The following is a 15341-nucleotide window of genomic DNA, read 5'->3' on the forward strand; positions in this document are numbered from 1 at the left end:
CCATTGTTAGAATACTCCTTCTTCCCCCATCTTTCTTGCTAACATATTCGCTAGGATGAGTAACACACAGCCAATTACCGATTTGAATAGTCCAGCTGCCGTTGTTAAACCGAATTGCATCGTACCTAGCCCTACCCGGAATACATACGTGTCAATGATGTCCGCCACGTCGTACACAGCAGGATGGTACATAACCAATACTTGCTCAAATCCGGCATCAAGCACATGACCCAAGCGAAGCAGTAACAGAACAACGATTGTCGAAGTAAGCCCGGGCAATGAAACATGCCATATCTGCTTAAATCTACCTGCTCCATCCACTGTCGCTGCTTGAAACAATTCCTCATTAATTCCGATCAATGCCGCTAAATAAACAATAGCACCCCAACCAGCTTCTTTCCATATATCGGACAATACTAGAATCCAACGAAACCAACGCTCATCTGATAGGAAAAAAATCGGTTCGAAGCCAAAGGCTTCAATGATTTTGTTCACAATCCCGCTGCTCGGAGAAAGCAAATCTACAGCCATCCCCCCGACAACAACCCATGAAATAAAATGAGGCAAATAAGTAACCGTTTGCACCGTACGTTGAAAAGCAGCCAATCTGATCTCATTAAGCAACAATGCTAACAAGATCGGAGCAGGGAATCCTAAAACTAATTTCATTAAACTAATTAACAATGTGTTACGCACAACCCGGGTGAACTCATCAAAAGCAAACAGCTCCTGAAAATGTTGAAGACCTACCCATTTACTGGCCATAACGCCTTGAATGATATTATAGTCTTTAAATGCGATAACGATTCCGTACATCGGCGCATATTTAAAGATAATCAAAAATACAAGAGCCGGCAGCACCATCAGATACAAATCCCAATATTTCCACAAAAACCATTTTGATTTTTGGGGCGCTTTCGCTGCTGATGCCGTGGACGTAGACGCTTTCATCGATTTCACTCCTCTGCAACTGTACTTGTTTGATAGTTCTACTATACCTTGTATGCGTTACCATTCGTACCCCAGTTTTATATCTTTAATAGCAACTTATTTGACCTGATGCGCGGAAAAAGCAAAAAAACCGTCCCTGGGAGCTTGCGTGGGCGGTGGTTGATTGGGCAAAACCTTACTGCAAACCTTGTTGCAAACCCCTGCGGTGGACGTGGGCGAGGGCAGTCATGTGGAGCTCCAGCCGTTGTTGAAGTCGTGTCCCTTTTTATTAGACGAGGTGGTGGGGACACGACTTCAAAGACGGCCCGCCCGCAAGCTTTCCATCCCACACGCCTGCCCTCTTTTCAGCCTTATTTGTTAACTGCCACTTCTTAAGGGCTCAGGCTTTAGGCCAGAACTATTTTTGTATTACTAGAATGTGGATTTACTACATAAATACCGTTCCTGGGCTTGGTCTTGCTTCATATACTGTTAATAAAATGACAAAGGAGTGAGACTGGAATGACAGAAGATCTACTGCATAAAGTGAATCAGATTCGCGTATGGAAGCCCGAGACGGTGATAGAGATCGAGAATCCGGACGGCTTTAGGTTAATCGGTAAAGGAAAGCAGGGGGCCGTGTTTCAAATCGATGAACGGCGCTGTGTTAAAATCTATTATCATAGTAAAAGCTGTCAGCGAGAACTGCATACCCTGAAGTTAGGAGCAAAAGCGGGAATTTGCCCTGAAATCTATTATTGGGACACTCAATTTATCGTGATGGAATACTTGACGGCACCAACGCTATTTGACTATATACAACAGAATGGTATGACTAGAGAACTATCCGAAAGGCTTGTGACCCTGCTGGATACGTTTGAGCAAGTTGGTTTTAATCGATTTGACCATTCTGCACGCCATATTTTCATAATGCCAGGAGACAGCATGAAAGTTATCGATGTCGTCCATATGATTAAACCGACTCCAGTGTACCTAGCGAAGAAGTTAATAGGGGATATGGGAATGTACGGGCATGATTTTGTCAATTTTGTCCGTGAACTGAGTCCCAAATGGTACGGGCATTGGAGCAATCATTGGGAATTTGAAGAAGTAATGAGTCAACTGAGATAACATGTGGTAAACACGAAGAAAACAGGTTCTGCTTTCAAGCAGAACCTGTTTTCTTTATGAATTCAGCTAAGATGGCAGGCAGCTTTTCTCGTGCTTTCATCAGATGCACGCACAAAGCTTCTCTTTCCACGGCCGTTACATCCCAATCCTGAGGAATCGACTGGACAATTTGACGAATTTCTCCCTCCGGCAGCGATACAATCTGTTCCACATAAGAAGCCAGCCCTTCCTTGCCTCCCAGGTGGTGGAAGCACCATTGGTGAACTTTCAAATTGAGCCTCGATTTGATTTCTTTCAGTGATTTTGTGGTCCAGTTCGAATCGGCAAAGCAGCGACCATGATCGATCATGTAAATATAATGTCCGCCATTCCCGTCAGCCTTTACTAAGACATTCTTTTCTTTCCGATCCGTGTTGCTCAGCCAGAAATCGAATACTATCATTCCGGGTAACACTTCGGGATTAGTGATCGATATGCCGTCCGTACGGAGCAAGTCAGCTGAAAAAAAAGTACAGCCTTCAATATATAAGCTGGCGAACTGATGCCCAGACGTAAAGTCGTGGTCAGCTAATGCTGGGTTGTTTTTGATGAAATCATCAGAAATGTGGACGATCTGAAAAGACGGTACAGGTAGAGATAGCAGCTGTGCCACTCTTGCTGCGACATATTCGTTGACCAACACTCGCGTGCCGGAAGGATTGTTCTTGAACTTCACGGCATACGTGAGGCCGTCACTCAAAAGTGTTAGCTGCGGCTTGGAGTAGCCGATGGGGATTGAACCCGTGTGTTGCACGGGAAGCAAACTTTCACTCATCTGTGGCATCAGCTCCCAGATAAAATGATCCATCCACGGCAGCGATGGACAAACTGATACAGAACCCATGGCCGAAAACTGGGGCGCGGGGAATACGCCATCGCACGTCTGCCGTTTCCGGATAAACCCAAGCAAGCAGGCTGCAGCTTCGGAATCCCCGTTTCCCCCCATCCTGATATGAAGTAATTGACTTTTGTCCCTCGCGCAGCAGCCGCAGGTAGTCGGGAGATAGCCCTATATCTGTCGATAGAGGCAATATGGCAGGGGGAACCTGAGTGTAACGGATTTTTATACGGCTTTCCCCTTTTTTCAGTGTAAACTGTTTCCTTAAACCATAAGCGGCACTATCTTCTTGTCTGTTAACGAGCACCAACTCCAGCAGAGAACCTTCTGCAGAATGAGCAGTTTCGATTTCATATAGATCATGCTCGAATCCATAATCTGCGAGAGCTCCCGGATGATTCATAGGATTGTCCATGAAGCAGTTCAGTTCCTCAAGCAAGTTCCAGTCATCTGATGGATTACCTATAAACAGGCGACCCTGTTTTGCCCTAAAAAAAAATGCATAAAGAATCCGTCCGCCATGTCTAGGTGTGATTACAACCGCAAACACATGATTCCGCAAGATCACTTCCTCGTAGCCATCCCCATCTATATCCTCCACCCTCATCTGCAGCACATCCGGTTGTTCTGTGTCTTGCTCCCAGCGGGCGGCCTCCAGTAGTACATACGCAGCACGAGCATGACTGGCAAGCGCTCGTGCCCACGGCGCAGGTGTGGCGTCTGCCCAAGAAGTGACAGGATCGTGCCAACCTGTCTCATAGGCAGATGCCATCACATGCTTCTTCGCCAGCTCAAGCATATTGGATGCTGTGCCATGCTGGTGGGCATGAGAGACTGTGTCACAAGCTTGCTGAAGCATTTTTTTATATGGAGCCCAAGCGGCCGATCCCGCCCACCCAGAGTAATCTTCGCCTGCTCCGAACCGCCCGGCCAGTTCTAGGTAGGTGCCTGGCCCAACGGTTCGAACCGGCATGCTGAGAGAGTTCTTGAGCCAATCACCAAGCAATACAGGTTCGACATCCTGCCTCCCCTTTATCCATTGCAAAAACCGTTGATATTGTTCAATAGAGTTAGAGGACCACATCGGTGGGATACCCGCCGCTTTTTCCATATCATCGCCGTATATGGCGACCGTAGTCTGTCCGCTTGCCGTCGCTTGCAGTAAGCTGTCTATTATTGTATCTAGCTTCGCTTCATTCGCCACGGCGTGAAAAGGTACGTTCAATCTCATCTCGGTGGATAACGGAAGTGCGATCAACCCGGTGGTTCCTTGCACCGAACACGGCTTATATAGGTGTGAATCAAAAGAGCGGCGTTGGTCAAAACGGGAACGCTCAGCCCCCTGCAGAAGTAAGCGATCATCAGCCAAAATATAGCGGAACCCCCCGTTGCAGAGGCTTGTATCTGTAACTGTTGCTGCCAAGTGGTCCGTATCCCATACCCGTTCAGGGATCCAAAATCCCTTCACCGTGGACGGATCTACACCCAACCAAGTCTGATACAGCCGCAGTTCCTCCTCCAATTGCCACCGATTAAACTCGCGGTCGGACAACGTCATAATATTTTGCGAATATGTCGAGCCTATCAACTCAACCAGCCCGGCTTTCCATAGATCCGAAATCTCCTCTAGAAAAATCGGGTCATACCATGCACATGCTTCGATAAAAGTACCGCTGATATGCAGGTGGAAGGGGATGTCATACCGACAATGTAGATCAAGAACGGCTCTTAAACCGGAAGAACCGTCCGTCAACCCGATTGTTTCCGCGATTCCCGGGCGGTTCAAGTATCCGTTAGTGATCAAATACTGGTTGCCATGATGGACAATAGCAATAGGAACGCGGATGGTGCTCACACGAAACCTTTCCCCTGCAAAGATTGTTCGCACTCCTGGAGGAAGGGATCCACTATATGCAGTGCACCGGTTTTGCACACGCATACTTCATAGTGCAGGCTTTCAAATAATGAACGGGAACGATAAAAGTCGAGGCGCTGCAGGAACGATTGGCGTTCACTATCGGGAACACTGCTTAGGTAAGCTTCGATGAATGTTTTCACGGCGGGTTGAAAGTAATTGAAATTGCCTTTATTGAAATACGCGCTCAGTTGCATTTGGCACGCATGGTAAGCTACATCCCAGGCAGCATCGCCAATAAAATGGTGATCAAAGTCAATCGCCGTAACAATGCTGCCGTCCCAAAATACATTTTTGATATGAAAATCGCCATGGAGCATGGCAGGCGTCCCTGTCCAAGGATTAGCATGATGATAATGCAGCAGTTGAGCCGCGAATGTTTGGAATGCCTCCTCTTTTTCCGGAACAGTGTCACTCAATTCTGTGACAAAACGGGACAAATCAACATCTGCTCTTGTCCTTTTCGTTTGACTGCTCTGCATTAGGGGCACTCGATGCAACCGGATTAACCAGACAGCGATTTGCGTTGCAACTTCGACCCATCTGTCTGTTTCGTACAGCCAATCCTTTACGGTACGCCCGGGAGCTTTGGACATAAGCAATAAATTTAAAGAATGAATGTACGAGATGGGTCGTACCAGAGTATATTGAGGATCCTCGCTCATGCTGTTGCTCCACAGGTACTGCATCAAGTGATAGCTGGCGGTTCCTTTTTCTGGATCAGAGAATACTTTGGCGATAACAGATTCATGCATATTCACGCCCGTCTCGTCTCTGCTGGTTAGCGCATATTCCAATATCCATTTTTTCATCTTGGGCATACTGGACACCAGGTCGATCGACATCACCCGTCGTGATTCACCTGGAAAACTCGCTGCATAAGCAGAACCGACCTCTGCCGTAGGGCTAAATACAGTCTCATTTTCATTAGCCATAGTTAGGGCTCCTTTCGTTGAAGCTGTCCGACAAGATGGGAATAAAGTTGATGGGTTTGATCGGCCACTGCTTTCCACGAGAACTGGCGCACTTCCCTCACTCCTTCTAAGGCTAAGGCCATTCGCAGATCAGGGTTATCCAGTAGCTTGAGGATTGCTTTTGCCAATTGGCCGGGGCTTCTCGGTTCTACACGGTGCACATTCTGCACTATTTCACCGGCTCCTGTTGTAGTCGTTATAATTGTGGGAACGCCAGAGGCCATGGCTTCCAATACCGTAATACCGAATGGCTCTGAAATCGATGGCAGTACGTAAATTTGAGCATTTCTGTAACATTCCAGCAGCGGCTCTCCGGTCAAAGTGCCCGTGAACGTAACGTGCTTATCGATCTTCCAACTGCGTGCCCGTCTGCGGAGGGGACCTAGCATTTCACCGTCTCCTGTTATCATGAAGCGAACGTCTCGTTCTGCCAGCACCAACCGCGCGGCTTGCAAGAAATCATCGGGAGCCTTTTGTCCGGTTACTCTGCCTAGGAATAATACATTCCCGTCTGTTCTGTTGTAATCACGGTTCAGAGAATTTTGAAAGTACGCCATCTCAATCCCATTGTAAATAACAGAGATAGCACCAGGATTCGCATTGTAATTCGCCTCCAGAGTCGCCTTGGCGCGGGCAGAAACTGTGATGATGTGGGTTGTGGATTGTACTGCGTCTTGCTCGATAGCCACAATCCCGGGATGTGGCGACAAGCCCACTGCCCTGTCATATTCTGTGGAATGTACCGTCCATAAAAGGGGAACATGGTAAAGTTCGTTAATTGATTTCGCAGCATGGACACCCATCCAATCATGGGCATGGATCAGATTTACGCCCTCAGGACGAAAAATTTTCTCCAGGCCGACTCGAAACTGCTCGACAGATTTCCATATAATATTATCGCTTGGCAAATACGCAGGGAACGGCTGATCAATGTCCACACGGTGTATGACCATCCCGTCCGGGATATCAAACTCGGTATGGACAGAACTCGGGAGATAATAATCGATGAACACCCCCTGTTTGACCAATTCCTGGACGAGCGCCTGACAGTGAATGCCTAAGCCACCTGAGAACTGTGGAGGGTACTCCCAGGAAATCATTGCAATTTTCATAGAAACACCTCTTCTAGCAGTTTAGTTTGAAGTCTGTTTCAACTCTGGATGACTTGTCCACTGAGCGTATATCACCGGATCCAGCTCTTTCACGTGCTGGAGAAAGTCATTCGCCAACATCCCAAGCCCTTTTAGCAGTTTTTTCGGCGGGTAGCCCAACGGAAGACGTTTATCGCTTATATTGACTGCTCTCAGAGTGCCATCCGGCATGACGTAAATATCCCGCGGTGCATGACCTCCGGTAAATCCAATTGTTCTAGAGGCATTGAGCAAATGCAGCAGGCCGCTTGCTAATTCTTTGGTTAGCCCATTCGTCTGGATGTACTGCTCCGCCGTTGGATATGGCATCAAATCCATAACTACAAACAATGGGCCGTACTCGTACGCATTCGGTGTGATGGCGTGTGCCGCTCCTCTTTGCAGAAGGAAAAATTCTTTTTCCGCCTTGCCCGCTTTTCGGAAAATCTTCACACACCGTGTTTCATCCAATTGGAACACGGCACACTTTCTTTCTTTGGCTATCAAAGGAAGGTCTGTAGGATTGTCCACTTCCACTTCGTCAACTGGATCGATTCTCCTAACTATTACTCTTTTGATTTTTTTGACCAGTTCCGCGTCTTCTCCGCGTGCTTTCTGCATATTTTATCATCCTTTCCTCTCTTTACATGTGATCCATACAGCGTATGATATATTCGTTATCAAAGAAACGGCGCTCATCTATTAAATATAGATTGTTAAGAAAATATAAAGGGTCACACCCGGCTCCCGGCTTCAAAATATCGTAGAGTAGATTCTAGTAGCGCGTATATATAGCAAATGAGCATCTCACGACCTGTTCCACGCCGCCCGATCTCCAACAGAGATGCTATCGTGACACCACCCAGCATATGCGGCTCGGGCTACTCTGTAGATAACCATTCCAGATCGATTGTACAGCGCTCGCCCTCCTCGGGTGATATGAAAGCGTTCGGGGGCGTACAGTTGTTTGCACCGGTCCATTCGGTTTAGCGCGTCACGGTAGTCACATGCGTGGTAAGGCGCTAAGACACTCTGTGGCAACTACGCTGTTTCCAAATCCGTCATGAGTTTGATGATGCCAGCGGCAGCGGCACCCATAATTTCGGACAATGCCTGCCAGAGCGCGAAATACTTGGCGGTGGTGACTACCGGTTATTAAAACCTATTTTAGTAAAAAAATAAGAAAAACCCAGCCTGCGGCTAGGTCCTTGTCTAAACTCATATATTTGTGCGGTGGCGAGGACATGGGTATGGGGTTCCAGCCGTTGTTGAACAGGTCAAACAGATATAAGTCACGCTTTGTTTGGACAAAAGGTAGCTCCGAATGCATAATCTGTTGATTCTGCTGCGGACATTCTCTATATTAATGCCCTATGGTAAGTTATGTTGCTTGTTAAAGTTGGTTGACAGATACTAGGATATTGAGTCTAAAGCTTTTTAGGCTCTTCGCCATTTGCTGTGAAAACAGAAAAGTAGAAAACTTATAATAGTTTGTTAGTTTAGTGACTGTTTTCAGAGTTTTGCATCAGAGCAAATTCAAAATCGGACAAGGAATCGAGTCGGCGAGATGATAAAGAAGGCGGCAATCCTTTGCTCGAGACGTGAGCCTATGAATCAGAATAGATAAGGAGCTGCGCTTTTATAGGCACAGCTCCTTAATGACAGATATGCATGGAATAGGTTAGTTGTTCTTACTTAACGCGAGATGATTTAATGAAAAAAGACAGAATCAGACCTGCACATGCAAGGATTAGACCGAAAATAAATGAATCTTGAACACCTGCGGTTAATGAAGCACTAAGTGTTGATGGGTCAGATGGATCTGTCACATTCTTCAGATAATTTTTTTGTGAAGCTGACATGATTGTAATAGCAACAGCTGTACCAATGGCTCCAGATACTTGTTGCAATGTATTCATCAAAGCAGTTCCATCAGGATATAGGCTTTTCGGTAATTGATTTAGCCCATTTGTCTGAGCAGGCATCATTACCATAGACACGCCAACCATAAGTAGTGAGTGCATGACGATCACCGAAAAGATAGAAGTTTCGGTTGTGACGTTTGACAGTATCCATAACATCACAATCATGATAATAAATCCGGGAATAACCAATCCTCTGGGACCATATTTGTCAAAAATACGACCAGTTAGTAGTGACATAAAACCATTCAGTACACCACCTGGTAAAAGAACAAGTCCAGCTGAAAACGCAGCTAATGCCAGCCCCGTTTGTAAGTATAAGGGAAGAAGAATCATACTAGACAAGATCACCATAAAGGTAATAAATACAGCTAATAGACCTAATGTAAACATGGGGTATTTCAATACGCGTAAATCAATCATCGGTTTGTTCATTTTTAGTTGCCTTAGAGAGAACAAGATTAGTGATACAAGGCCTGCAGCAATTGTGGCAATCACGATAGTGCTTCCCCAGCCATTTTCACCTGCGCTGCTGAAGCCATATACAACTCCGCCGAAACCAATGGTCGATAAAATAATGGATAGGATATCTAATTTTGGTTTAGTGATTGTAGAGACATTCTGCATATACATTAAACCAGATAGTAAAGCGAGAACAAGAAACGGTAAAGAGACCCAGAAGATCCAGTGCCAATTGAGATTTTCAATAATTAAACCTGATATAGAAGGTCCAATAGCGGGTGCAAACATGATGACTAAACCCATCAGTCCCATAACTGCTCCTCTTTTATTAATCGGAAAAATCAATAAAATAGTATTAAACATAAGAGGCAACATTAAGCCGGTTCCTATTGCTTGAATAACGCGAGAAAGCATTAAGACGCTGAAGCTTGGAGCTAGTGCAGCGATTAACGTTCCTATTATAGAGAAGACCAGTGAGGTCATAAATAATTGGCGTGTAGTAAACCACTGAATCAATAAGCCAGAAACCGGAACTAATATCCCCAATGCCAATAGGTAACCTGTTGTCAGCCATTGAACCGTAGAAGAACTGACTTGAAATACTTGTATTAAATCTCCAAGTGCCATATTTAAAGCTGTCTCACTAAATAATCCAATGAACCCTGCAATTAAAAAAGAAATCAAGATCGGGGTCGTTTTAATGACTTGTTTTTGCTGCTGTGCTGCCGTTGTTGACATGAATAATTCCTCCAATAATTTCGGGTCGATCTAGGTTAGTAATAAGTTGTCCGAAGGGCTTACTTTTTAATCAACAATAATGGCATCTGTTCTGCAATGACTTGGAGAGGTTTTCCACTTTTTGAAGTGATAGATAAAAGAATACCACCTTCTATTAGTGCGTTAACGATTATACTTACCTCCTTAGACTGCTTCTCGCTGTATCCCGAACTAATAAGCTTTTTTTTATAAAGTGATTGCCAATCTTCAAAAGCTAACTGACAAGCAATTCTAATCGGTTCACTTGTAGAATAGTTTTCACTCGCTATTGTTCCAATTGGCATGCCTAATTTATGATCACTTTCCCCAATCACTTCGGATAATTGATAAATAAGAGCCTGCATGGCTTCTATAGGATCTTCAATTCTTTCAAATACCTCTTGAATCTTGCTAATAACCATCTCTTTTGTATGATTAATCGCCTCAATCGCTAATTCTTCTTTCCCTTTTGGAAAATAATAATATAGCGAGCCCTTAGGTATACCACTTTCCTCAATAATTTCATTTAGTCCAACACCATAATATCCTCGTAAACGAAAAAGTCTAGAAGCAGCTTCAATAAGAGTGTCTCTAGAATTTTTTTTGTCTACCATAGCTGAAAACACCTACTTTTATAAAATTATAACGACTGGTCTACTATAATATATTATTAAGATAAGTTATTCAAGGTTTTATTATTGAAGTATTAAAGCTTAATGGATAAGTTTTTCCAATAGGCCCAAGCACTTAAATAGCTTTCCAAATCCTGCGGATGCCATTTTAGACAGATACCAATGCGGCAATAAAGCTGAAAGATGACCTCTTCAATAAGCCTGGACCTGTCGATAGGTTCGTGACCAAGCAAAGCGAATGCTGCAAGTAACGTTTCAAGGTCAAGATCGTCTGGTGAGGAGCAAAACGCATAAGTAAAATCGTATAATAAAGGACCGATCATTGGCGAAGGGTCGATAACTCCAACTAAGCTGAGTTCATGAAACACAAAATTATGGACACCCGTATCACCGTGCAGCAAAAATCCGGCTTCATTCCCTTCGTTTTTTGAGATGCGCTTAACAATGGATTCCACTTTTTTATAATCCTCGATGGATAAGAGGCTGCCCCAATGATTTCTTGTATCCACCAAGCTCCGAACATTCCATTCACGCCAAGTTCGCACCGGTTTTTCCAGGCTTCCCCATTGTTTGGGTTGGATGTATCTTTCGTAATGATTGAACAGCTCTTTCACTAAAATGGCAAGCCATTTGATTTTTGAACCGCGATTATAATGAGTGGTACCCGGTATGTAGGCATACACGATAAAAGCTTTTTCAGGATCGGTATAAAGAACGTCAGGTACAAGATTTATGTGCCGATACGTATGAAGAAATTGTTCGGTCAACGCAATTTGTTGCGGATGATCTATTTTCACAACGTATTTGGCTTCGTTATGCTCGGTAAGCATGTAAACAAGCCCGTCAGTAGTCCCGCTCTTATTAGGAAGCTCTAACGCAGTGTTATCGATAAAGCCTTTTTCACGAAGAATTTGGGTGATGCTGTTTATATCGACTTTTTCTAGCATAAGGTACTCCCCTTAGCATGAGCTTTATTTACCTCGATCATAGGATGGCTCTGAAGAAAGTTCAAGATAATATTTGGTTGTAATCAACTATATAGGAAGATCCCCACCTGTTAAACAGCAAAAAAAAGCCGCAATTTACACGACTTTTCATTAATCATTCAAATTCATTAATCATTCAATAAGTTGCCCATACTTGGGCTTCCAGCCATTGCTCCATGTTACACGGATACGGATACGGAATACTTCTCACGGGCGAGCTTGGTCGCTTCGACCATATTGCGTAAGGAAGCGACGGTCTCATCCATGCCACGAGTTTTAAGTCCGCAGTCCGGGTTGATCCAGAACAGCTTTGGATCTAGTACCTTCAAGGCACGGTCGATCATATCGGTCATTTCTTCCACCGCTGGCACTCGTGGGCTGTGGATGTCGTAGACGCCAAGCCCGATACCCAGCTTGTAGGTATTCAGCTCAAAGCCATGAATCATCTCGCCATGGCTGCGGGAGGTTTCGATCGAGATGACATCGGCATCCATCGCTTCGATCGAGTCGATCATATCGTGGAACTCACAATAGCACATATGCGTGTGAATTTGAGTGGAGTCCTGCACCGTGCATGTGGTCATGCGGAAGGCTTTGACCGCCCATGCCAAATAATTCGCATGCTCGTTTTCCTTGAGCGGCAGCCCTTCACGAACCGCTGGTTCATCGACCTGGATCATGCCGATGCCGGCTTGCTCCAAGGCTTCTACTTCTTGACGAAGCCCATAAGCCAACTGGTAAGCCACCTGCTCGCGGGTAATATCCTCGCGGACGAACGACCAGTTTAGAATCGTAATCGGCCCGGTAAGCATGCCTTTAACAGGGCGTGAGGTTTGCGACTGGGCGTACACCGTTTCTTCAACGGTCATCGGCTCCTTAAACGCTACATCGCCAAAAATAATCGGTGGCTTCACACAACGGGAGCCGTAGGATTGCACCCAGCCGTTTTGTGTGAAAGCAAAGCCTTCAAGCTTCTCGCCGAAGAATTCAACCATGTCGGTCCGCTCGAACTCGCCATGCACTAGCACGTCCAGCCCGATTTCCTCTTGAAGCTTGATCCAAATATCGATCTGCTCGCGGATGAAGGCAGCATATTGCTCTTGGCTCCACTCGCCCTTTCTCCATAGCTGGCGAGCCTTGCGCACCTCTACGGATTGCGGGAAGCTGCCGATCGTCGTCGTCGGAAACAGCGGAAGCTGCCACTTCTCCTGCTGGGCGATATGGCGCTTGGCAAAAGGCTGCTGGCGCTCTACCTGCTGGGCGCTGATCACAGCTACGGCGTCCTGCACGTCTTGGCGGTTCCGTGCCTTCGACAGCTTAAGTGCTTGCAGGGCGCGTTCGCAATCCGCCAATTCACGGCTGATTTCGGATCTGCCGGAGGAGACGGCTCTGGCAAGTAGCACAAGCTCGCTAAGCTTCTCATCAGCGAAAGCAAGTGCATCCTTCAGCTCGGACGGCAGCTTCGTCTCCCGTTCGGTCGATACAGGCACATGCAGCAAGCTGCAGGACGACTGCACGATCAGGCGATCCTCAGATACCAGCTCGACCAGATCCTGCAGGAGATCCAGCCTGCCATTAAGCGATGCCCGCCATATGCCACGGCCATCAATGACACCCGCTCCCAGCACCTTATCTGCCGGGAAGCCAAATACCTGGATTGCCACCAGATTGCCGGTGAGGCCATGTACAAAATCAAGCCCGATTCCCTTAACAGGAAGCGCGATGATATCGCTATAATTATCGACAGCTTCAAAATAGGTTTGCAGCATAATGTTCAAAGCTGGAACTTGTGCAGCGATGGTCTCGTAGATCTTGTTCAAGCGAAGCACATCATCCGCGCTCAATTTAGTTGCCAAAATGGGTTCGTCCATTTGCACCCACTGAACGCCCTCGCTAGCAAGCTCTTGAAGCAGCTGCACATAAAGCGGTAGCAGGCGATCCAGCCAAGCATCGGTTTCCGCAGCTTTATAGCCTTTGGAAAGCTTCAGGAACGTAAGCGGTCCAACGATAACGGGCTTGCCCTCAATGCCAAGCTTCTCTTTGGCTTCCCGGTAGGCTAGCAGCGGACGGTTTTCCGTAAGCACCGGCTCCGCTCCATTCAGCTCAGGCACGATATAGTGGTAATTGGTGTTAAACCACTTCGTCATCTCACTCGCCGCCGCATCCTTCGTCCCTCTTGCAATGCCATAATAAACGTGAATCGGAACGGCTCCGCCCTCGTAGGCGAATCGTTTCGGAACGATGCCAAACATCGTTGCTGTATCCAGCATATGATCATAATAGCTAAAATCATTAACAGGGATGATGTCGATACCCATTTCCTGCTGCTTCCGCAAATGATTCAAGCGGATCTCCTGCAATTGAATATGAAGGTCGGTTTCTTCAAGTTTATCTGCCCAAAATAATTCCAGTACTTTTTTCCATTCCCGGTTTATGCCAATTCGCGGATATCCCAAAACGCTGCTTCTTACCATCATCTGCATCTCCCTCACCTGTGTACATCCTTTTCATACAAGAAAGATACCATGAATTGGCGAATATAGCGTAACTCCCTTAACCTATAGCTAGGTATAGCTTAAAACTATATCAAGCCTTATAATTGAGGTCAATTGGGCTTAGCAGTTTGCCTCGGTGTACACATGAACCTGCACCTAAAGTATTATTGGCCAACAGCCTGCTCCAGAGCTGCGATATAGGCGGCTCCCAGTCTGGATAACGCGGCGTTTTTATGGGAGATCCATCCGACTTGGATGGATTCCTCAAGATCCAAAGGTACGGGAATAATTTCATTGCCGTTGAGATCAGCGCTTAGAACACCGGTTGATATCGTATATCCGTTCAAACCAATCAGTAAATTAAACAGCGTTGCCCGGTCATTTACGCGAATGCTTTTTTTATGTGAAAGCGTACTTAGAATCTCTTCCGAAAAATGAAAGGAATTATATTCCCCTTGCTCAAAATACAAATAGGGAAAAGGCTGCAGCTGGTCAATGGTCACGATTGATTGCTTGGCCAACGGATTTTTGGCACTTATAAAAATATGCGGCTTAGCTGTAAATAAGCTATGAAATTGCAGATTGGCAGCTTTTAAGAGCTTGTTAATCACCTTGCCATTAAACTCATTCAGGTATAAAATCCCGACCTCGCTGCGCATGCTTTTGACATCCTCAATAATTTCATAGGTTTTGGTCTCACGCAAAGCCAGCTCATATTCATCCAGTCCATATTCACTAACAAGACTGACAAAGGCATTGACCGCAAAAGCGTAGTGCTGCGTGGAAACGGAGAAATGCTGCGGAGAAGGTGCGGCGTTAAGATAACGCCCCTCCAGCAATTCGGCCTGCTCCACCACCTGCCGCGCATAGCTGAGAAACTCAGCTCCCTCCTTGGAAAGCGAAATCCCTTTGTTCGTCCGTTCAAAAATCGTAATCTGCAATTCGTCCTCCAGCTCCCTAATCGCATTGGAAAGGCTGGGCTGGGAGACAAACAGCCGCTTCGCAGCTTCATTAATCGAGCCCCGATTGGCCGCTTCTATGACGTATTTTAATTGTTGTAAAGTCAATGTTATTTACCCTCTTTTCGATGAATTCGCCAGCCATTTTTATGTAATACCACGAAATTCCCCT

The 15341-nt window shown here is 45.9% G+C and carries 13 protein-coding genes; 2 read left to right on the plus strand and 11 right to left on the minus strand.

Annotation, left to right across the window (positions count from 1 at the left end):
* Nucleotides 1-6: 6 nt before the first annotated feature.
* Nucleotides 7-951 (minus strand): ABC transporter permease, encoded by a 945-nt coding sequence (locus G9U52_RS03975; RefSeq protein ID WP_166146390.1) that lies wholly within the window; start codon nucleotides 949-951, stop codon nucleotides 7-9.
* A gap of 501 nt (nucleotides 952-1452) precedes the next feature.
* On the opposite strand from G9U52_RS03975, the gene G9U52_RS03980 reads away from it, so the two are divergent.
* Nucleotides 1453-2061, plus strand: a complete 609-nt coding sequence (locus G9U52_RS03980) for a hypothetical protein (RefSeq protein WP_166146392.1) — start codon at nucleotides 1453-1455, stop codon at nucleotides 2059-2061.
* Nucleotides 2062-2095: 34 nt separating this feature from the next.
* On the opposite strand, the gene G9U52_RS03985 is transcribed toward G9U52_RS03980, so the two are convergent.
* The 5 genes from G9U52_RS03985 to G9U52_RS04005 are packed head-to-tail and all read right to left on the minus strand — an operon-like array spanning nucleotide 2096 to nucleotide 7578.
* Entirely contained in the window at nucleotides 2096-2875 is a 780-nt protein-coding gene (locus G9U52_RS03985) for a HipA family kinase (RefSeq protein ID WP_166146394.1), read from the minus strand.
* Nucleotides 2868-4793 (minus strand): polysaccharide deacetylase family protein, encoded by a 1926-nt coding sequence (locus tag G9U52_RS03990; RefSeq protein ID WP_166146396.1) that lies wholly within the window; start codon nucleotides 4791-4793, stop codon nucleotides 2868-2870. The genes G9U52_RS03985 and G9U52_RS03990 overlap by 8 nt, the downstream gene beginning before the upstream one ends.
* A complete protein-coding gene (locus G9U52_RS03995; protein WP_166146398.1) occupies nucleotides 4790-5788 on the minus strand; it encodes a phosphotransferase family protein in 999 nt (332 codons plus the stop codon). The genes G9U52_RS03990 and G9U52_RS03995 overlap by 4 nt, the downstream gene beginning before the upstream one ends.
* A 2-nt stretch (nucleotides 5789-5790) precedes the next feature.
* Nucleotides 5791-6939: a glycosyltransferase family 4 protein gene (locus G9U52_RS04000; RefSeq protein WP_166146400.1), complete on the minus strand. Its 1149-nt coding sequence runs from the start codon at nucleotides 6937-6939 to the stop codon at nucleotides 5791-5793.
* Nucleotides 6940-6960: 21 nt separating this feature from the next.
* Complete coding sequence (locus G9U52_RS04005; RefSeq protein ID WP_166146402.1) at nucleotides 6961-7578, minus strand: hypothetical protein; 618 nt, start codon at nucleotides 7576-7578, stop codon at nucleotides 6961-6963.
* A 177-nt stretch (nucleotides 7579-7755) separates the two neighbouring features.
* Here G9U52_RS04005 and G9U52_RS41280 point away from each other — a divergent pair, with 177 nt between their 5' ends.
* Entirely contained in the window at nucleotides 7756-7947 is a 192-nt protein-coding gene (locus tag G9U52_RS41280) for a hypothetical protein (RefSeq protein WP_207952764.1), read from the plus strand.
* A 701-nt stretch (nucleotides 7948-8648) separates the two neighbouring features.
* Here G9U52_RS41280 and G9U52_RS04010 read toward each other — a convergent pair.
* From G9U52_RS04010 to G9U52_RS04030, 5 genes are all read right to left on the minus strand, one after another.
* On the minus strand, nucleotides 8649-10079 hold the full coding sequence (locus G9U52_RS04010; RefSeq protein ID WP_166146404.1) for a DHA2 family efflux MFS transporter permease subunit: 1431 nt from the start codon (nucleotides 10077-10079) through the stop codon (nucleotides 8649-8651).
* 59 nt (nucleotides 10080-10138) lie between these two features.
* The gene (locus tag G9U52_RS04015; protein ID WP_166146406.1) at nucleotides 10139-10711 is read right to left on the minus strand and encodes a TetR/AcrR family transcriptional regulator; all 573 of its coding nucleotides are present in this window, start codon (nucleotides 10709-10711) and stop codon (nucleotides 10139-10141) included.
* A 92-nt stretch (nucleotides 10712-10803) separates the two neighbouring features.
* A complete protein-coding gene (locus G9U52_RS04020; RefSeq protein WP_166146408.1) occupies nucleotides 10804-11676 on the minus strand; it encodes a phosphotransferase in 873 nt (290 codons plus the stop codon).
* Nucleotides 11677-11894: 218 nt separating this feature from the next.
* On the minus strand, nucleotides 11895-14189 hold the full coding sequence (gene metE / locus G9U52_RS04025) for a 5-methyltetrahydropteroyltriglutamate--homocysteine S-methyltransferase (protein WP_166146720.1): 2295 nt from the start codon (nucleotides 14187-14189) through the stop codon (nucleotides 11895-11897).
* Nucleotides 14190-14374: 185 nt separating this feature from the next.
* Complete coding sequence (locus G9U52_RS04030) at nucleotides 14375-15277, minus strand: LysR family transcriptional regulator (RefSeq protein ID WP_166146410.1); 903 nt, start codon at nucleotides 15275-15277, stop codon at nucleotides 14375-14377.
* Nucleotides 15278-15341 lie beyond the last annotated feature (64 nt).

The sequence above is a fragment of the Paenibacillus agricola genome (assembly GCF_011440305.1).
GTDB lineage: Bacteria > Bacillota > Bacilli > Paenibacillales > NBRC-103111 > Paenibacillus_S > Paenibacillus_S agricola.